Here is an 18,289-nt window from a genome sequence, read left to right as displayed (position 1 = left end):
CGGTCTGGACGTCTGCTGGGAGGTTTCTGGACGCGCAGGCCCCCGGTTCGGGAGGCTGACTGCCGGAAGGAGGTTCAAGCGTTTCGGGGCATGCCCCGGCCGAAGGCAAAGGCGCGGACAATCTGGATGGCGCCCAGGACCACAAGGAAGATCCCGCCGTAAATCACCAGGACCGCCAGAGTTTCCAGGGGGAGGAAGAGCACCACTATCCCGGCGAGGATGCTCAGGATCCCCAGCACAATGGCGAACCAGCGGGACCCGCCGCGGTCGGACTCGGCCAGGGCCATCACGCCCTCCACGATCCAGGCGATCCCGATCACCAGGCCGAGTGCCGTCAGGGTTTCCGTGGGGTTGCGGATGGCGATCACGCCGACCACCAGCAGGGCCAGGCCCACCAGGATGTTGAGGATCTTCAACCCTCCGCCCAAGCCGGTGAAAACGCCGAGCAGAATGCGGACGGCACCGGCAATCACGAAATACAGGCCAAAGAGGACTGCGAGCACCTCGAGCGTCGCTCCGGGCCAGAAGAGGACAAGCAGTCCCAGGATCACCGAAACCAGCCCGGTGATGCCCAATCCGAGGCGGATTCCGCGCACGACGGACTTGGTCAGGTTCATGGCGTCCAACGCAAACCCTTGATGGAACTCGCTGCCTGATGCGGACATCCTCAAGACCTCCAGAGAGATTCCCCCATCGGCCCGGCTGGCCGTCTCCCCAGTATCCGATGCCAACGCCCCGCTTCTCTAGGGAACAGCCGCGGAACCGGCCGGCCGGACCCGGATCGTCGCTGCGGCCGGCCTGCGCCGGAGGCTCGGGTGCATCCGTCAGGGGCCCAGCAGGTCCCGGACCTCGGCATCGGTGGTCTGGCCGAACCGGCGGTACGCCAGTCCCACGGCGTCCAGTCCGCTGTGCGGCCAGGGCACCACGACGTCGTCCGCCGGCGGGCTGAGCCGGTCCGCCGCACTGCCGCACGCTACCGGCGCAGCGGCGACCAGGCGGGCCGGGTCCAGCTGCCGGACCGCGCCAAGGGCGGCACGCATGGTCGCTCCGGTGGCCAGCCCGTCATCCACCGCAATGACTGTGCAGCCGGCAATGCGCCGTTCCGGTGATCCTGGGCGGAACAGCTCCTCCCGGCTCCGGACCTCGCCGAGCTGCTGCTCGACGGCGGCCGCGAACAGGGCCTCCGCGTCCTGCGTGCGGCTGCGCCAATACCGGAGCACGTCCTCGTTGCGGACAACGCAGACCGTTCCAGCGATGCCGGCCACTGCGCCGGCCGCCAGCTCGGGCTGTTCCGGATAGCCGATCTTCCGCACCACCACCACATCCAGCGGCGCGGACAGCGTCCGGGCCACCTCGGCTGCTACGGGAACCCCGCCGCGGGGGAGGCCCAGGACCAGCAGGCCCGGTGCACCCGCGTAGGGGAACAGTCCGACGGCGAGCGCGCGGCCGGCGTCGGCGCGGTCCTGCCAGCGCGGGGAGGGGGCGGAGTTCGAGAAAAACATGGGATGGGCGGATCCGGTCGGACGGAAAATCGGGTTCGGGTGCTCCTCCCAAGCTAGGGACCGCCGCAGGCACCGGCAAGGGGTCCACCCAACCGCTGCGTTGCCAAACCGGGGCCGGCATAGAAAGGTGGCCTTATGACGCAGACAGCAGTTATTACAGGAGCCACGTCCGGAATCGGTGCGGAGTTCGCCCGCCAGCTGGCACAGCGCGGCTATGACGTGGTGCTCACCGGCCGGAATACCGAGCGGCTGGAATCCACCGCAGCGGAACTGGCCCGGGATTACTCCGTAAAGACCGAGTGGATCGCGGCCGACCTCGCCACCTCCGAAGGAGTGGACGCCGTCGCCGACCGCGTGCAGAAGCCCGACGTCGGACTCCTGGTCAATAACGCCGGATACGGTCTGAAAAACGATTTTGCCCGGAACGAACTGCAGGCCGAGATCGACCACCTGAATGTTCTGGTGGGCGCGCCGCTGCAGCTGAGCCACGCTGCACTGAACGCGATGCAGTCCAACGGCGGCGGCCGGATCATCAACGTGGCCTCCGTGGCCGGCTTCATCCCACGGGGAACCTACAGCGCCGCCAAGGCATGGGTGATCAACTTCAGCCGCTGGGCCAATCTCTACTACCGGGGCCGCGGCATCACCGTGACCGCGGTATGCCCGGGGTTTGTGCACACGGAATTCCATGCGCGCATGGAAATGGACAAGAGCCTGTACCCCAAGTGGATGTGGCTGAGTGCGGACCGCGTGGTGCGTGAAGCCCTGGCCGACGCCTTCGCGGGCAAGGGCGTTTCCATTCCGTCCAAGCGGTACCGGGTGCTGGCTACGGTGGGGAGCCGGGCACCGCAGGCACTGGTGGCCCGGCTGGCGGGCCGGGGGCGGTAGGGGAGCGGCCGACGTCGGACGTCACGGAAGCTGGCGGAGCCGTGGCCGCGGGCCTAGGGTTGCCCTGCACCGCCTGCCCTGCCCGGGGCCGACGACGAAACCGGTGAAAGTGAGTTCCATGAGCACCCCCACGGTCTATGCCCTGCATGAGAATCCCGAATGGTTCCCTCCCTTTGCCCGTGCCTTCGAAGCCGAAGGCGTGCACGTGGAGGAATGGCTGCTGACCGACGGCGTCCTGGACCTGGACTCGGTGCCGCCGGAGGGGATTTTCTGGTCCCGGATCAGCGCCTCCTCGCACACCAGGGACCACGGCCTGTCCAAGGACTACGCCCGGGCGGTGCTGTCCTGGCTGGAAGCGCACGGACGGCGCACGGTCAACGGCCGCCGGGTGCTGGAACTGGAAATGAGCAAGGTGGACCAGCTGACCGCGCTGCGCGCCGCGGGCATCGACACCCCGCGGACCGTGGCCGCCGTCGGGCACCACCAGATCCTGGCTGCGGCCAAGGAATTCCCCGCGCCGTTCATCACCAAGCACAACCAGGGCGGCAAGGGACTCGGGGTGCGGAAGTTCGAATCCCACGGGGAACTGGCGGACTACGTGGCGTCGGAGGACTTCGAGGAGCCTGCGGACGGCATCACCCTGATCCAGGAATACATTGTTGCGGCCGAGCCCTTCATTACCCGGGCGGAGATTGTGGGCGGGGAATTCGTCTACGCCATCAAGGCGGACACGGCCCGCGGCGGATTCCAGCTCTGCCCGGCGGATGCCTGCGCCATCGACCCGTCCACGGGCAAGCCGATCATGCCGCCCGGCGCCACCATTGCACCGGACGCGGACACCCAGCTGTTCAGCCTGCGGGAGGACTTCGACCATCCGGTGATCGGCAAGTACCTCGAGTTCGCCCGCCGGAACCGGTTGGAGGTCTGCGGCATAGAGTTCATCGAGGCCGCCGACGGCCGCCTGCTGACCTATGACGTGAACACGAACACCAACTACAACGCCGCCGTCGAAGCTGTGGCTCCGCGGTCCGCGCCCCGGGCCCTGGCCCGGTATCTGGCGTCCCTGGCGCCGGTTGCGGAATAGGGTGGCGCGGCTCAACTTTTTTATCCACAGGGCTGCGGCCTCGATATAGTCGTGGTATTGCCCAACCTGAAGGAGACCTCCATGTCCGCTGCCCTGGAACCGCATTGGGTCAAGAACTACCAGCCCGGCGTTCCCGCGCAGATTGAGCTGCCCACCGAATCGCTCACCGCCATGATGGAAGACGCCGTGGAGCGGTTCGGCAGCAAGGTGGCCCTGGAATTCTTCGGCGCCGAAACCACGTATCGGGAACTGGGGGACCGGATTCGCCGGGCCGCCGAAGGCCTGCGCAAGCTGGGCGTGCGGAAGGGCCACCGGGTGGCCGTCATCCTGCCCAACTGCCCGCAGTACCTCATCGCGTTCTACGCCGTGCTCCGGCTGGGCGCCGTCGTCGTCGGCCACAACCCGCTGTACACCGAACGCGAGCTGCGCCACCAGTTCGAGAACCACGGCGCCAAGGTGGCCATCGTCTGGGACAAGGCCGTGGAGAAGGTGCAGGACTTCCCCGGCGACGTGGCCGTGGAAACCATCGTGGCCGTGAACATCACCAAGGCGATGCCCCGGATCAAGCGGATGGCCCTGGCTCTTCCGGTTCCCTCCCTGCGGCGCACCCGTGCGGGCCTGACCGCCAAGACCGAGCGCACCATGTCCTGGGAGGAACTGCTCGACAATGCTCCGCTGTCCGCGGACCACCCCCGCCCGGCCGTTTCCGACCTGGCGGCCCTGCAGTACACCTCGGGCACCACCGGCATCCCCAAGGGGGTCATGCTCACGCATTACAACCTGCGGTCCAACGCCCTGCAGGGCAAGGCCTGGATGCACGGTGCGCAGGAGGGCAAGGAAGTCATTTACGGCGTGCTGCCCATGTTCCACGCCTTCGGCCTCACCCTGTACCTGACCTTCTCCGTCCTCACCGGGTCGCGGCTCGTATTGTTCCCCAAGTTCGACGTGGACCTGGTCCTGTCCGCCGCGAAGAAATCCAAGCCCACCGTCTTCTGCGCCGTCCCGCCGATCTACGAAAAGACCGCGAACGAGTCCAAGAAGCGCGGCGTGGACCTGTCCACCATCCGCTACGCCATTTCCGGGGCCATGACCCTGCCGGCAGCCACCGTGAAGCTCTGGGAAGAGGTCTCCGGCGGGCTGCTGGTGGAGGGCTACGGCCTGACCGAATCCTCTCCCGTGGCCCTGGGCAACCCGTTTGCCGAATCGCGCCGCAACGGCACCATCGGTGTTCCGTTCCCCAGCACCGAGATGCGCGTGGTGGACCCGGAGAACCCCGTGAACGACGTCGAACCCGGTGCCGCCGGTGAGCTCCTGATCCGCGGGCCGCAGGTCTTCGCCGGCTACTGGAACAACCCCGAGGACACCGCCGAGGTGCTGCTCGACGGCGGCTGGCTGCGCACCGGCGACATTGTCACCGTGGACGAGGACGGCTTCGTGAAGGTGGTGGACCGCCGCAAGGAACTGATCATCACCGGCGGCTTCAACGTCTCGCCGTCGGAGGTTGAGGACGTGCTGCGCACCCACCAGCACATCCTCGACGCCGCCGTGGTGGGCCTGCCCCGGGCCGACGGCGGCGAGCAGGTGGTGGCCGCCGTCGTCCTGCAGGAGGGTGCCGAGCTTGATGAAGCCGCCCTGCGTGCCTACTGCCGCGAGCGGCTGACCCCCTACAAGGTGCCGCGGAAGATTGTGGTTATCGAGGAACTGCCCAAGTCCATGCTGGGGAAGGTGCTGCGCCGCCAGGTGCGGGACGCCCTGCTGCAGGACGCGTAGTCCCCTCCTCGCAGCAAGTACCTATTGACGGGTCCGGAGGCGTGGGGCTGGAATTGTAAGTGGGCTTGGTATGTATGCCAGGTTCCTCACCAGTCAACCAGCCGGCCCGGAGCCGCAGGCGGAAACCGACCGCCTTGTCCTCTGTCTCCGATCAGGCCAGTGGTGAATTACCGCCGGTCAACCGATTCGGCGGATTCGCTGTCGCGAGGAGAACAAGATGATCACGAATCAGCAGGTCGAAGGACTCATGAGCGGTTCGGGCAATGTAGTCGGCTCGAACGGTGACCGAATCGGTGCCGTTGGTACCTTCTACCTGGACGACCAGACCGACGAACCGGCATGGGTCACCGTGAACACCGGCCTCTTCGGCACGTCGGAAACGTTTATCCCCCTCAGTGAGGCAACCGTCGAGGGTGCCGACGTCCTGGTGCCCTACTCCAAGGAAGAGGTCAAGAACGCGCCGCACATTGAAAGCGACGGTTCGATCAGCCCCGACGAGGAAGTCACGCTCTACCGGTACTACGGCTTCAGCTACGACGACGGTTCTTCGGAATCCGTGTCGGAAACCGACACCATCACCGAGACGCGGGACAGCGGCATGCGGGGCAGTGACATGAGCAGCGGTACCTCCACGGTGTCGGGGAGCCAGACATCCGGGACCTCCAGCAGCAGCTCCAGCAGCAGCGGGACGTCCGGCCTTTCCTCCAGTTCCTCCGGTTCGGGATCCGGGGACGACTCCATGACCCGTTCGGAGGAGCGCCTCAACGTCGGCACCGAGAACCGCGCCGTGGGCAAGGCCCGGCTGCGCAAGTACATCGTGACGGAGACCGTCACCAAGCAGGTGCCGGTCAGCCACGAGGAAGTGCGGATCGAGCGTGAGCCCATCACGGACGCCAATGCGGGGGATGCCCTGTCAGGCGCCGAACTCACGGAAGACGAGCACGAGGTGACGCTCCATGCCGAAGAGGCCGTGGTTTCCAAGCACACCGAGCCGGTGGAACGCGTTCGCCTGGACACCGAGACGGTGACCGACACGGAGAGCGTCTCCGAAGAGGTCCGCAAGGAGCAGATCGACACGGACGTCAATGATTCCTCCTCCCGCGGGAAAAAGTCCGGCGGGTCGGGGTCCTCGGGGTCCGGCTCGGATTCCTCGGGGTCTTCGGGGTCCGGGTCCGGCGGCAGCCGCTAGGTCCTGGCTCTTTAACACGCACGACGGATTAACACGCACGACGGATTAACACGCACGACGGCGGGTCCCGGGTTTCCGGGGTCCGCCGTTTTGTTGTGTGGGGGCGACTGTCGCGGTGCCCCGCTGGGAGGGGCTACTGAGCAGACGAGGGGGTGCGCCGGGGGTCATCCGGGGACCCGGATCTAGTGAGCAGATAACGGGCTATGCGCGGGGATCCTGGATCTACTGCGCAGATAACGGGGGGGTATCCGGCGGCCATAACCCCGTTAACTGCTCAGTTGATGAGTTGCGCGGGCTGGGCATCCCGAGTGCCGGCACAGCATCCCACCGAGTGGTGCTGCTGTTGCCTCGTGGGACACCGTCCGCCCCAACAGCACCACCGGATGGGATCCCCTGTCCGCCGCCGGCGCGCGCGGGACACCGTCCGCCCCGACCCGGGTCCCCACCCTGGCACCCGGCGCAAGTCCGCCGGCCCCGACGGTGAGTGTGCAGTAGATGCGGGATGGCCGTTAAACAGGCAGCATCTACTGCACACTGAATGCGATGCCCGGCTCTGCAGCGGCACCCAAAAGCTCGGCCGGTCCGGTGCAGGTGCTAGGTTGGGGCAACTGTCTACGAAGTCCCGGGGGAACCATGAGAAAAACCGCAGCCATTCCGGTCCTGGCCCTGCTGCTCGTCACCGGCTGCAGCGCAGAAGCGGCGGAGCCCGAAGCTGCCTCGGCCCCTGCAACCGCCGCAGCCTCCGCCCCTGCACCCGCCGCAGCAGCTGCCGGGTCAACCGCCGAAACGGTGGCTCTGGACTCGGCAGAGGAAACGTGCCGCAAGCTCCTCGGGACCGACGGTAACGGCCCCCTCTACCGGGCCATCTATTTCGTGAAAGACAACGGTTCGACGTTTGGCTTTGAGGGCTCGGACGGCACGGGTGCAAACGCGCTCAACACGGAAGTCCGCGGTATTGCCGACAGCGCCCCGGAGGGTATGGATGCCCTGCTCAAGGAGCTGTCAGCTCCGATTGAAAGCGCCATGCCGGTGGCCGAGGACTCCGGTTCCGCCCGGCACTTTGATATCTATGCCTGGAGAAACGCTGTTTCGGAGATCCTGGCCCAGTGCGCGCCCTATGAGGCCACGGCCGGCGACGCCGGGGCGGCACCTGCTGCGCCTGCCCCGTCCAAAGCCGACGAGGCCAGCGCCGCGTTCCCGGGCTACCCCCTGATCGTGAATGCTGCCTCTGTGGATTACCGGGTGGCCGCCTGGTTCGACAGCAAGCTCGTCGACGGGCAGGTGGTTGCACTGGCGCCGGGACTTTACGCGCCGTACGACCCCAACGTTTCTGACCTGTCGGCCTACTACGTTCCGGGCGGCGTAGCCGGGGACCGGGCCATGAAGGCAACCGTCTTTCCCAACTCCGGGGGCGCCGCCAGCTGGTCCGGGGTGAACCCCGGCCCGGAGGAACCGCAGTAGGGCGGTCAGGCGGTGCGCACCGACGGTCACGGTTACACGCCGGCCTAAACCCTCCGGTTTGGGTCAAATCGACCGGTTTGGGAAAACCCTGCCACTGCGCAGCGGAGGGATTTCCCAAACCGGCAGGAAAACCCCCAACCGGCAGGAGAACCCCCACCGAGGGATTTCCCCAAGCCGATGGAGAATTCCCAACCGGCCCCCCCCAGCCGGCAGGCCCCCCACACCGGCAGAGAGCACACCTAGGACACCAGTCGGGCCGTCCGCTCCAGAACCTCCCGGCACGCGAGAATGGCCGGACGCCTGCTCCCAGCCTCCCGGACCGATGTGAAGATGGTCCGCCGCGGCCGGCCCGGCAGATCCAGGAGCCGGACCGTCGGTGTGCGGCCGGTCCACACGAGCTCCGGCATGAGGCCGACGGCGTTGCCGGACTCGATCAGCCGGATCTGCGCCTGCAGGTCAGCCGTTTCATACCGGACATCCGGCTCGAACCCGGCCTGCCGGCACGCCTGCTCTGCCCAGTGCCGGGAGGCGGCGCCGCGGGGTTCCATGACCCAGGCGCGGGAAGCGGTGTCCGCGATGGAGCGGATGTCCCCGGCATCCAGGGAATCGGCGGGCACTGCCAGCTGGATGGCGTCCGTGGTGAGCTGCACGCGGTCAAGGCCGGGATGCCGGGGTGCGGCATGCCCGGGGTACTGTTCGGCGATCACCAGGTCGAAATCCCGGGCCCAGGTTTCATAGAGCGCGGTTTCGGGTTCGCGCTGGGTCATTTCGATCCGCACCTCGGGATAGTCCCGCCCCAGGATGGTGAGGGCATCCGGCATCAGGGCCAGTGCCGCTGACTGGAAGACGGCCACGCGGACCGTTCCCGCCACGGTGGTCAGGGACTCGGCCAGGTCCGCTTCCGCCCGCTCCATGGCGTCCAGGATCCCGGCGGCGTGGTCCACCAGGATCTCGGCCTGCGGCGTGAGGGTGACCCGGCGTCCGGTCTTGCGCAGCAGGGGCACCCCTACCTCGTTCTCCAGCAGGGCCAACTGCTGCGACACCGAGGACGGACTGAAGTTCAGGGCCGCGGCAACAGAGGCCAGCGTGCCCCGGACCTTGAGTTCGCGCAGCAGCCGCAGCCGGCGGATATCGAGCACGCGGGCACCTTTCAGATTAGTAAGCAGAGCCAAAGTGTATCGGTCGGAAAAGATCGCTTTATCTAATTGAACAACAGGCGGATACTGGGTCAGTACCTTTGGGGGATAACTACCTGTTAGATGAAAAGAGCACCAACTCATGACCGATACCTTTGAGGACCGCGCCAGCGCCGACGCCGCCCCCAGCGCCGGGCTGGCAGAGCAGTCCGTAGCCCTCGTCCGCCGCTGGCTGACCGAGGCCTCGGCCGTCCCCGTGGACGCCTCCGCCGCGCAGCTGGCCGGCGTCCTGAAGGACCCGGACGGCCTGGGCTTCACCGTCGGCTTCGTCGACGGCGTCGTGCGCCCCGAAGACATCCGCGTCGCAGCCCGCAACCTCGCCGCCCTGGCCCCCCGCGTCCCCGGCTTCCTGCCCTGGTACATGCGCGCGGCCGTGCGCGCCGGCGGCATCCTCGGCCCGGTGGTCCCGCAGATTGTCATTCCAGCCGCCCGCAAGGTGCTTCGCGAAATGGTCGGGCACCTGATTGTCGATGCCACGGACGCGAAGCTGGGCAAGGCCATCGCCGGCATCCGCAAGGACAACACCCGGCTGAACATGAACCTCCTCGGCGAGGCCGTCCTCGGCCAGCACGAAGCAGCCCGCCGGCTGGAAGGCACCCACGCCCTCCTGGCCCGCGACGACGTCGACTACGTCTCCATCAAGGTTTCCTCCACCGTGGCGCCGCACTCCGCATGGGCTTTCAACGAGGCCGTGCAGCACGTTATCGAATCCCTGACCCCGCTCTTCCGCCGGGCCGCGCAGTCCCCGGTGAAGAAGTTCATCAACCTGGACATGGAGGAGTTCAAGGACCTGGAGATGACCATGGCGGTCTTCACCGGGATCCTCTCGCAGCCCGAGTTCAAGGACCTGGAAGCCGGCATCGTGCTCCAGGCCTACCTCCCGGACGCCCTCTCGGCCATGATGCGCCTGCAGGAATTCGCTGCCGCTCGCCGCGCCGACGGCGGTGCCGCCATCAAGGTCCGCGTGGTTAAGGGCGCCAACCTGCCCATGGAACAGGTGGAAGCTTCCCTGCACGGCTGGCCGCTGGCCACCTGGCACACCAAGGCGGACAGCGACACCAACTACAAGCGCGTCATCAACTACGCCCTGCACCCGGACCGCATCAAGAACGTGCGGATCGGCGTCGCCGGACACAACCTGTTCGACGTCGCGTTCGCCTGGCTGCTGGCCGGGGAACGCGGCGTGCGGGACGGCATCGAATTCGAAATGCTGCTGGGCATGGCCGCCGGCCAGGCCGAGGTGGTGCGCCGCGACGTCGGCAGCCTGCTGCTCTACACCCCGGTAGTGCACCCCGCTGAATTCGACGTCGCCATCGCGTACCTGATCCGCCGGCTGGAGGAAGGCGCCAGCTCGGAGAACTTCATGTCCGCCGTGTTCGAACTGGCCGACAACGAGGCATTGTTCGAACGCGAGAAGCTGCGTTTCCTGGCCTCGCTGGAGAACCTGGACACCGCCGTTCCCGCCCCGCACCGTGTGCAGGACCGCAACCTTCCCGCCGTGGCCGCGGCCACGGACAGCTTCGACAACACCCCGGACAGCGATCCGTCGCTGCCCGCCAACCAGGCCTGGGGCCGGGGCATCCTCGCCCGCGTCCCCGGTTCCGAACTGGGCAAGGCCGCCGTGGCCGCTGCCGCCGTCGGCACCGAGGCGGAGCTCGACGCCGTCATCAACACCGCGGTCACCAAGGGCAAGGCCTGGGGTGCACTCAGCGGTGCCGAACGCGCCGAGGTCCTGCACCGCGCCGGCGAAGTCCTCGAGGCACGCCGAGCCGATCTGATGGAGGTCATGGCCGCCGAAACCGGCAAGACCCTGGACCAGTCGGACCCCGAGGTTTCCGAAGCCATCGACTTCGCGCATTACTACGCCGAGCTCGCCCGCGAACTCGACAACGTGGAGGGCGCCCGCTTCGTCCCGGCCCGCCTGACCGTGGTCACCCCGCCGTGGAACTTCCCGGTAGCCATCCCGGCCGGCTCGACCCTCGCTGCCCTGGCTGCCGGGTCCGCCGTCGTCATCAAGCCCGCCCGCCAGTCCGCGCGAAGCGGTGCGGTCATGGTGGAAGCGCTCTGGGAAGCCGGCGTTCCGCGCGACGTCCTGCAGCTCGTCCAGCTGGGTGAAAACGAACTCGGCCGCCAGCTGATCTCCAACCCGGCCGTGGACCGCGTAATCCTGACCGGCGGCTACGAGACCGCCGAACTGTTCCGCTCCTTCCGCCCCGACCTGCCGCTGCTGGCCGAAACCTCGGGCAAAAACACCGTGATCGTCACCCCCAGCGCGGACTTCGACCTCGCCGCCCGCGACGTCGCCGCGTCCGCCTTCGGGCACGCCGGGCAGAAGTGCTCCGCCGCCTCCCTGGTGATCCTGGTCGGTTCCGTGGCCAAGTCGGCGCGCTTCCGGAACCAGCTCGTGGACGCCGTCCAGTCACTGAAGGTCGGCTACCCCGAAGACCCCACCACGCAGATGGGCCCGGTCATCGAGCCTGCCGCCGGCAAGCTCCTCAAGGGCCTCACCGAGCTTGGCGAGGGCGAAACCTGGCTGCTGCAGCCGGAACAGCTCGATGAAAGCGGCCGGCTGTGGAGCCCGGGCATCCGCACCGGTGTCCGCCGCGGTTCCGAGTACCACCGCACCGAGTACTTCGGCCCAATCCTGGGCGTTATGACCGCCGCGACGCTCGAAGAGGCCATCGACATGGCCAACGACATCGACTACGGCCTCACCGCCGGGCTGCATTCCCTCGAACCGGCGGAAATGGACGTCTGGCTGAACCGCATCCAGGCGGGCAACCTGTACGTGAACCGCGGCATCACCGGCGCCATCGTCCGCCGCCAGCCGTTCGGCGGCTGGAAGAAGTCCGCCGTGGGTGCGGGCACCAAGGCCGGCGGCCCGAACTACCTGATCGGCCTGGGCAACTGGGAAGCCGTAAACGGCACGTCCGACGCGGCCGCCGCCGAGCTGCCCGCCGCGGCGCCGGCTGCACGCCTTGTCGCTGCCGCCGAATCCGCAGGCTCGGCCTTCACCGCCGACGACGCCGCGTTCCTCCGCCGCGCCGCGAACAGCGACGCCCGTGCCTGGAACGGCGAATTCGGGACCGCCAAGGACGTGTCCGCCCTGTCCGCGGAGCGGAATGTCTTCCGCTACGTACCCGTTCCGGTGACCGTCCGCCTCGCCGAAGGCCAGCCGGCAGCCCTGCTGGTCCGGGTCCTGGCCGCAGCGCTGACCGCCGGATCGGCAGTCAGCGTGTCCACCGCCGTCGACCTCCCGGCCGGCCTGCGGGCCGTGCTGACCGAACTCGGACTGCAGTTCCGGGTTCAGGACGACGCCGCGTGGCTGGCTTCCGCTGCTTCGCTGACGTCAGGGCGGATCCGGCTGATCGGCGGCTCCGTGCAGGCGCTGGCCGAAGCCACCGGCGGCACCCCGGACATTGCCGTCTACGCCCAGCCCGTCACCGAATCCGGCCGCCTGGAGCTGCTGCCCTTCCTGCATGAGCAGGCCGTCAGCATCACCGCGCACCGCTTCGGAACGCCGAACTTCCTCTCGGATGCGCTGATCTAGGCGTTCACCGGAGGTTCGGAATCCGACGCCGAGCGGGAAGCACGCAGCAGGAAACGCTGCAGCTTTCCGCTCGGCGTTTTTGGCAGCTCCTCCACAAAGTGCACCGCCCGCGGATACGCATGGGCGGCATACTGGGTCTTGACCAGCTGCTGCAGTTCCGCCGCCAGCTCGGGGGAGCCGGAGCCGGAGCGGAGCACCACGTAGGCCTCCAGCCGTTCTCCGCGCAGCTCGTCCGGAACCCCGATCACGGCACTCTCCGCTACCTCCGGATGCGTGGCCAGCACGGATTCGACCTCGAACGGGCCGATCCGGTAGCCGGCCATGATGATCACATCGTCATCCCGGGCGGAAAAGTAGGTGTACCCGTCGGCATCGCGTGAACCGGTGTCTCCGGTGTAATACCAGCGGCCGTCTCTGCTGTAGCGTTCGGCGGTTTTCTCCGGGTTGTCCGTGTACCCGCTGAACCACATCAGCGGGCTGGCCGGAACGTCAATGGCCACCCGTCCCTTCTCGCCGGGTGCGGCCGCGGTGTCTTCCTCCAGTGACAGCACTTCGGTGCGGTAGCCGGGCAGGGCGTGGCCCATCGAACCGGGCCGGATTTCGCGGGACACCGAGTCTTCCCACCCGTTCACAATGCACATACCCATTTCCGTCTGCCCGTAGTGGTCCCGCACGGCGGTACCCAGGCAGCGCGTGGCCCAGCTGATGGTTTCCGCGTCCAGGGGCTCGCCCGCGCTGGAGGCGCGCTGCAGTGCCAGGGGGCCGACGCCGTCGGGCGCCTCGGCCCGGAGCGAGCGGAAAATGGTGGGCGCCGCGGCGAAGTTCGTGACGCGGAACCGGTCCAGCACCTCCCAGCACAGCTTCGCGCTGAAGCCGCCGCGCAGCAGCAGGTTTCGGCGGCCCGCCGCCAGCGGAGCGAGGATCCCGTAATACAGGCCGTAGGCCCAGCCCGGATCGGCGGCGTTCCAGAACACGTCCTCCTCCTGCACGTCCAGTCCGTAGTGGAAGTAGGCGGAGAACGCTTCGAGCGCCGAAACCGGCACCGTCACGCCCTTCGGTGCGCCGGTGGTGCCCGACGTGAAGATTTCCACGAGCACCTCCTCCGGGTCCAGGACTGCCGCCGGCATTCCCGGCTGTTCGGCCGAGAGCAGCTGTGTCCAGTTCAGGGCATCCACCGCACCCGCGGCACCGGCGGCTTCGCCCGCGGCACCGGCGTCGCCAGTGCCGGCGGCCAGGACCGTCAGGCCCAGCTCCGGCACGAGGGGTGCCACCTTGGCCAGCTGGTTTTCGTCGGCCACCACCAGTCGGGCACCGCTGGCGGACAGGCGTACGGAAATGGCCGGCGTGGCAAATGCCGTGAACAGCGGCACGTGGATGGCGCCCAGGCGCCACAGGCCCAGCAGCACCGTCACCAGGTCACCACTCTTGCCCATCAGGGTTGCCACCCGGTCCCCGCGTCGCACCCCCAGCCGGGCGAAGGCCGCCGCGGCCCGCTCGGAGCCCGCCTGGAGTTCTCCGTAGGTCAGGTCGGTGGACGAAAGGTCCTGCTCAATGACGGTGAAGGCAACAGAGTCAGCGGGGTGCCGGTCGCACAGCAGTGCGGCGGGCGCCACCGGTTCCTGGACAGTGAGGGGGTTGAACATCTTATGCGGCTCCGTTCCATTCCATGTGCCGTGGATCACTCCCGGCCGTAGTCTCCATGCTAGGCCGACGTCGGCTTAGCGGGGGACATTGTGTCCTCACCGGGCAGCGGCCCATGATGGGGACCGAAAGCGATCGTGGCCGGCGGCGACGGGCCGGGACCGGCAGGGCAACCGGGAAGGCGGGACCATGGAGCAGCTGCTCAGCGGGAAGAACGCGGTGATCTACGGCGGCGGCGGAGGCATCGGCGGCGCCGTGGCGCAGGCCTTTGCCCGGGAAGGGGCGCGGGTCTTCCTCGCAGGACGCACGCCGGAGCCGCTCGAGGCCGTGGCGGATCGGATCCGGCATGCCGGGGGGACGGTGGACACGGCGCTGCTGGACGCCACCAACGAGCGGGCGGTTCGCGAACATGCCGACGACGTCGCGGCCGCCGCGGGCAGCATCGATATCTCCATGAACGTGATCCAGCACGGCGACGTGCAGGGAACGCCTATGGCCGAAATGTCCGTCGCCGACTATCTGCGGCCTGTCGCCACCGCCGTCCAGACCTTTTTCCTGACCTCGCAGGCGGCCGCGACGCACATGATGCGCCAGCGCTCGGGGGTGATCCTGGTCTTCGGCGGCTCGGGTGACCCGGTGCCCGGTTTGTACCTGGGCGGGCTGCAGGCCGCCTTTGAAGCGATGGAGTCCATGCGCCGCCAGCTTTCCAGCGAGCTGGGGGGCTACGGGATCCGGGTGGTGACCCTGCGCAGCGGCGGCGTCCCGGAAACCCTGCCGGAAAACATGGAAGGCGCCGGCGAGATTGCCGACGCCATGATTCGCTCCACCATGCTGGGCCGCGCCGCCACCCTGGAGGATGTTGGCTATGCGGCGGCCTTCGCTGCTTCGGACCGGGCTGCCACCATGACCGCCGCAACGCTGAACATCAGCGCCGGCGCCCTGATCGACCGGTGAACGGTTTCCGCAGCGGGGGTGTGGCTACAGCTTCCAGAGGCTGAAATCGTCCATGCTGGCCGCAGTCCGTAGGCCGGTGGACTCATCGCGGATCCAGACGGTGGACAGGCCCGGGGCCGTGTCCTGGACCTCGCCGTGGAAATAGGTGGTTCCGCCGCTGCGTGCTTCAACGATGTCTCCGCGGCGGAGGGAACGGATGCTTCGCACGCGCTTGGCACGTGCTGTCGTTGCGGGGGAGTTGGTATTGGCTACCGGCAAAAGGCATCTCCTCAATTAGTTGATACTTACACTAACCAGCGCATAGCCGTTAAATATTCCCGTTCGCGCATGGACCACTGACCGGCGGGCAGTACGCCGGGTAGGATTCGGCCATGGATATCGTGGATTTCCTGGTCACGCGTTTCCAAGAAGACATCTCCGAGGCCCGCAAACTACTGGCATCTTCCGACGTTTCGCTCTCCGACCGCTGGTATGAGGAGAGGCTGCTGAAGGAATGCGAAACCAAGCTCATGCTCATCGAGATCATCGGAGGTGCGCGCCGCCATGCCCTCTCACGCATGATCGTGGACCCCGACGACGATCCCCAGTTCCGTGAGGAGCTGGAGTGGACCCGGCTGGCGCTGTCCGCCCTCGCCGCCGTGCACGAGGACCATCCGGAGTTCCAAGACAACTGGCGCCTGACGCAGGAACGCCCCTAGCGGGACGTTCGCTGCCAGCGATGGAAGAAGGTGCGGCGGCGTCCTGCGGGCCATAGATTGGTTCCATGAGTGAAAAGCCAAAAGCCCCGTCCGCCCGCCCTGATCCGGACGCCGCCGGCCTCCTCCGCCAGCTTGCCGACTTTCACAAGGTAGCCACCACCTTCACCGGCTGGGACGGTTCCGAGCAGCAGGTATCCGACTCCACGCTGCGCAGCGTCCTCTCCGCACTGGGCCTGGCCGTCGAATCGGAACAGGACCTGGAACGGTCCCTCGCAGAGTCAAAGGCAGCCGCCTGGAAGCGCACGCTGCCGCCGACCGCCGTCGTGCGCCGAGGCAAGCCCGGCAGCGTGCCCGTCCACCTGCCGCCGGGCAGCACCGCGAAACTGACCCTGCGGCTGGAAGACGGCTCAGAACAGGAACTCGCCTGGCCGGAACAGCCCGAGGAGGAACGGGAGATCGACGGCTCGGCCGTGGCCCGCACCCTGGTTCCCCTGCCCGAGGGGCTGGAGCTGGGCTGGCACCGGCTTGAAGCGGCAAGCGGCGGCATCTCCGCCAGTGCCGTTCTGGTGGTCACCCCCGACCGGCTCGACACCGCGGACAAACTGGAAACGGATCGCGCCTGGGGTGTGCAGGCCCAGCTCTACTCGGTCCGCTCTTCCCGGTCCTGGGGGATCGGAGACCTTACCGACCTGGCGGATCTCGCCGCCGTCGCCGGCACGGATTACGACGCCGGGTTTGTCCTGATCAACCCGCTGCACGCCGCGGAACCCGTTCCGCCGATTGAGCCGTCCCCGTACCTTCCCACCACCCGGCGGTTCTTCAACCCGCTGTACATCCGGGTGGAAGCCGTGCCGGAATACGCGTACCTGACCGACGGCCAGCGGCAGGCCGCTGAAGAGGCGGCCCGATCCCTGTACCCGGCGAACACCTCCGCGGCGGAACTGGACCGCAACGCCAGCTACGCGGCCAAGCTGCGCGTCCTGCAGGACGTGTACCAGGTGGAACGCAGCCCGAGCCGGCAGAAACAGTTCGACGCCTTCAAGGCCGACGCCGGTCAGGGCCTGGAGAACTTCGCCCGCTGGTGCGCCCTGGCCGAGGAACTGGCCCCCGGCGCACCGGAATGGGCCGAAGCCACCGGCCCCGACAGCGACTACGTGATCCGCCAGCTGCCTCGTCTGCAGGAACGCATCGACTTCTACAAGTGGCTGCAGTGGATCTGCGACGAACAGCTGGAGGGCGTGCAGCTGGCAGCGAAGAAGGCAGGCATGGGGATCGGCGTGATCCACGACCTCGCCGTGGGCGTGCACCCCAGCGGCGCCGATGCGTGGATGCTCCGCGACGTGCTGACCTCCGGCATCTCCGTCGGCGCGCCGCCGGACATGTTCAACCAGCGCGGCCAGGACTGGAGCCAGCCGCCGTGGCACCCCGGACGGCTGGCCGACTCCGGCTACGCCGCCTACCGGGACATGATCCGCACCATCCTCCGGCACGCCGGCGGCATCCGGGTGGACCACATCCTGGGCCTGTTCCGGCTCTGGTGGATCCCGCAGGGCGCCGGATCCCCGGGCGAGGGTGCGTATGTCTACTACGACCATGAGGCGATGATCGGCATCCTCGCGCTGGAAGCGCAGCGGGCCGGCGCCGTCGTCATTGGTGAGGACCTGGGCGTCTTTGAGCCGTGGGTCCAGGAGTACCTCGGGGAGCGCGGGGTGCTGGGCACCTCCATCCTGTGGTTCGAGCAGACCGAGGACGGCCCGCGCGATCCGGAGGAATACCGGGTGGGTGCCCTGACCAGCGTGAACACCCACGACCTCCCGCCGACGGCCGGTTATCTGGCCGGTGAACACGTGAACCTGCGCGAGTCCCTTGGCCTGCTCAACCGTCCGGTGGAGGAAGAACGGAAGGCGGACAGCGAGGGGCAGGAAGCCGTCCTGGATGCGCTCCGGCAGCGCGGGCTGCTGCCCGAATCCGCCTCCGACCAGGTGGCCGGCCAGATGCACGGCGAAGAAGTGCAGCAGACGGTGGAGGCACTGCACGAATTCATCCTGCAGACGCCGTCGGTGCTTCTCGGCGTGGCCCTGGCCGACCTGGTGGGCGAGAAAAAGACCCAGAACCAGCCGGGGACCGCCGATGAGTACCCGAACTGGCGGATTCCCCTCTGCGGTCCCGACGGCGAAGCGGTGCTGCTGGACGACCTGGAACAGAACGAAAGGTTCCGCTCCCTGGCGGCCCTGATGCAAAAGGGGATCTAGGCTCACACCCCGCCGCCCTCGCCGCCCCCGCCGCCGTCGGGCGTTGGGACGGGCGTTGCGGCGGCCACAGTTCGAGCGCCGGTGCGGTGGTCTGCTTTGCGGAC

General features: G+C 67.9%; 14 protein-coding genes. 9 read left to right on the top strand and 5 right to left on the bottom strand.

Going from position 1 to position 18,289, the window contains the following annotated elements:
* Positions 1 to 74: 74 nt before the first annotated feature.
* The gene (locus LJ760_RS03755; RefSeq protein ID WP_227919422.1) at positions 75 to 665 is read right to left on the bottom strand and encodes an HdeD family acid-resistance protein; all 591 of its coding nucleotides are present in this window, start codon (positions 663 to 665) and stop codon (positions 75 to 77) included.
* A gap of 159 nt (positions 666 to 824) precedes the next feature.
* On the bottom strand, positions 825 to 1,502 hold the full coding sequence (locus LJ760_RS03750) for a phosphoribosyltransferase (RefSeq protein ID WP_227919421.1): 678 nt from the start codon (positions 1,500 to 1,502) through the stop codon (positions 825 to 827).
* Positions 1,503 to 1,637: 135 nt separating this feature from the next.
* Between LJ760_RS03750 and LJ760_RS03745 the strand changes: the two genes are divergently transcribed.
* From LJ760_RS03745 to LJ760_RS03725, 5 genes are all read left to right on the top strand, one after another.
* Positions 1,638 to 2,390: an SDR family NAD(P)-dependent oxidoreductase gene (locus tag LJ760_RS03745; protein WP_227919418.1), complete on the top strand. Its 753-nt coding sequence runs from the start codon at positions 1,638 to 1,640 to the stop codon at positions 2,388 to 2,390.
* 118 nt (positions 2,391 to 2,508) lie between these two features.
* Complete coding sequence (locus tag LJ760_RS03740) at positions 2,509 to 3,474, top strand: ATP-grasp domain-containing protein (RefSeq protein ID WP_227919416.1); 966 nt, start codon at positions 2,509 to 2,511, stop codon at positions 3,472 to 3,474.
* An 81-nt stretch (positions 3,475 to 3,555) separates the two neighbouring features.
* A complete protein-coding gene (locus LJ760_RS03735) occupies positions 3,556 to 5,244 on the top strand; it encodes a long-chain-fatty-acid--CoA ligase (protein ID WP_227920910.1) in 1,689 nt (562 codons plus the stop codon).
* Positions 5,245 to 5,461: 217 nt separating this feature from the next.
* Positions 5,462 to 6,433 carry a YsnF/AvaK domain-containing protein gene (locus tag LJ760_RS03730; RefSeq protein ID WP_227919413.1) on the top strand — a complete coding sequence of 324 codons (972 nt, stop codon included), beginning with the start codon at positions 5,462 to 5,464 and terminating at the stop codon, positions 6,431 to 6,433.
* Positions 6,434 to 7,066: 633 nt separating this feature from the next.
* On the top strand, positions 7,067 to 7,894 hold the full coding sequence (locus LJ760_RS03725; RefSeq protein ID WP_227919411.1) for a hypothetical protein: 828 nt from the start codon (positions 7,067 to 7,069) through the stop codon (positions 7,892 to 7,894).
* A 239-nt stretch (positions 7,895 to 8,133) separates the two neighbouring features.
* Here LJ760_RS03725 and LJ760_RS03720 read toward each other — a convergent pair whose 3' ends face one another.
* Entirely contained in the window at positions 8,134 to 9,033 is a 900-nt protein-coding gene (locus LJ760_RS03720; protein ID WP_227919408.1) for a LysR substrate-binding domain-containing protein, read from the bottom strand.
* Positions 9,034 to 9,172: 139 nt separating this feature from the next.
* Between LJ760_RS03720 and LJ760_RS03715 the strand changes: the two genes are divergently transcribed.
* Positions 9,173 to 12,640 (top strand): bifunctional proline dehydrogenase/L-glutamate gamma-semialdehyde dehydrogenase, encoded by a 3,468-nt coding sequence (locus LJ760_RS03715; RefSeq protein WP_227919404.1) that lies wholly within the window; start codon positions 9,173 to 9,175, stop codon positions 12,638 to 12,640.
* Here the strand turns inward: LJ760_RS03715 and LJ760_RS03710 are convergent.
* Positions 12,637 to 14,283, bottom strand: coding sequence for an AMP-binding protein (locus LJ760_RS03710; RefSeq protein WP_227919402.1), 1,647 nt, complete (start codon positions 14,281 to 14,283; stop codon positions 12,637 to 12,639). The genes LJ760_RS03715 and LJ760_RS03710 overlap by 4 nt on opposite strands.
* A gap of 187 nt (positions 14,284 to 14,470) precedes the next feature.
* On the opposite strand from LJ760_RS03710, the gene LJ760_RS03705 reads away from it, so the two are divergent.
* The gene (locus tag LJ760_RS03705) at positions 14,471 to 15,235 is read left to right on the top strand and encodes an SDR family NAD(P)-dependent oxidoreductase (protein ID WP_227919399.1); all 765 of its coding nucleotides are present in this window, start codon (positions 14,471 to 14,473) and stop codon (positions 15,233 to 15,235) included.
* Between the two features lie 24 nt (positions 15,236 to 15,259).
* Here the strand turns inward: LJ760_RS03705 and LJ760_RS03700 are convergent, their stop codons facing one another.
* Positions 15,260 to 15,493, bottom strand: coding sequence for a hypothetical protein (locus LJ760_RS03700; protein WP_227919396.1), 234 nt, complete (start codon positions 15,491 to 15,493; stop codon positions 15,260 to 15,262).
* Between the two features lie 113 nt (positions 15,494 to 15,606).
* On the opposite strand from LJ760_RS03700, the gene LJ760_RS03695 reads away from it, so the two are divergent.
* Positions 15,607 to 15,933 carry a DUF6221 family protein gene (locus LJ760_RS03695; RefSeq protein WP_227919392.1) on the top strand — a complete coding sequence of 109 codons (327 nt, stop codon included), beginning with the start codon at positions 15,607 to 15,609 and terminating at the stop codon, positions 15,931 to 15,933.
* A gap of 65 nt (positions 15,934 to 15,998) precedes the next feature.
* The gene (gene malQ / locus LJ760_RS03690; protein ID WP_227919390.1) at positions 15,999 to 18,185 is read left to right on the top strand and encodes a 4-alpha-glucanotransferase; all 2,187 of its coding nucleotides are present in this window, start codon (positions 15,999 to 16,001) and stop codon (positions 18,183 to 18,185) included.
* Positions 18,186 to 18,289 lie beyond the last annotated feature (104 nt).

The sequence above is a fragment of the Arthrobacter sp. zg-Y895 genome, assembly GCF_020731025.1.
Lineage (GTDB): Bacteria > Actinomycetota > Actinomycetes > Actinomycetales > Micrococcaceae > Arthrobacter_B.
This window is presented reverse-complemented; position numbering and strand designations above follow the sequence as displayed.

What these genes read in the sequence shown, in the direction of transcription:
- LJ760_RS03735 (WP_227920910.1), top strand. Translation starts at nt 3,556, where the DNA reads ATGTCCGCTGCCCTGGAACCGCATTGGGTCAAGAACTACCAGCCCGGC.
- LJ760_RS03725 (WP_227919411.1), top strand. Translation starts at nt 7,067, where the DNA reads ATGAGAAAAACCGCAGCCATTCCGGTCCTGGCCCTGCTGCTCGTCACC.
- LJ760_RS03710 (WP_227919402.1), bottom strand. Translation starts at nt 14,283, where the DNA reads ATGTTCAACCCCCTCACTGTCCAGGAACCGGTGGCGCCCGCCGCACTG.
- LJ760_RS03745 (WP_227919418.1), top strand. Translation starts at nt 1,638, where the DNA reads ATGACGCAGACAGCAGTTATTACAGGAGCCACGTCCGGAATCGGTGCG.
- LJ760_RS03755 (WP_227919422.1), bottom strand. Translation starts at nt 665, where the DNA reads ATGTCCGCATCAGGCAGCGAGTTCCATCAAGGGTTTGCGTTGGACGCC.
- LJ760_RS03750 (WP_227919421.1), bottom strand. Translation starts at nt 1,502, where the DNA reads ATGTTTTTCTCGAACTCCGCCCCCTCCCCGCGCTGGCAGGACCGCGCC.
- LJ760_RS03715 (WP_227919404.1), top strand. Translation starts at nt 9,173, where the DNA reads ATGACCGATACCTTTGAGGACCGCGCCAGCGCCGACGCCGCCCCCAGC.
- LJ760_RS03695 (WP_227919392.1), top strand. Translation starts at nt 15,607, where the DNA reads ATGGATATCGTGGATTTCCTGGTCACGCGTTTCCAAGAAGACATCTCC.
- malQ (WP_227919390.1), top strand. Translation starts at nt 15,999, where the DNA reads ATGAGTGAAAAGCCAAAAGCCCCGTCCGCCCGCCCTGATCCGGACGCC.
- LJ760_RS03705 (WP_227919399.1), top strand. Translation starts at nt 14,471, where the DNA reads ATGGAGCAGCTGCTCAGCGGGAAGAACGCGGTGATCTACGGCGGCGGC.
- LJ760_RS03730 (WP_227919413.1), top strand. Translation starts at nt 5,462, where the DNA reads ATGATCACGAATCAGCAGGTCGAAGGACTCATGAGCGGTTCGGGCAAT.
- LJ760_RS03740 (WP_227919416.1), top strand. Translation starts at nt 2,509, where the DNA reads ATGAGCACCCCCACGGTCTATGCCCTGCATGAGAATCCCGAATGGTTC.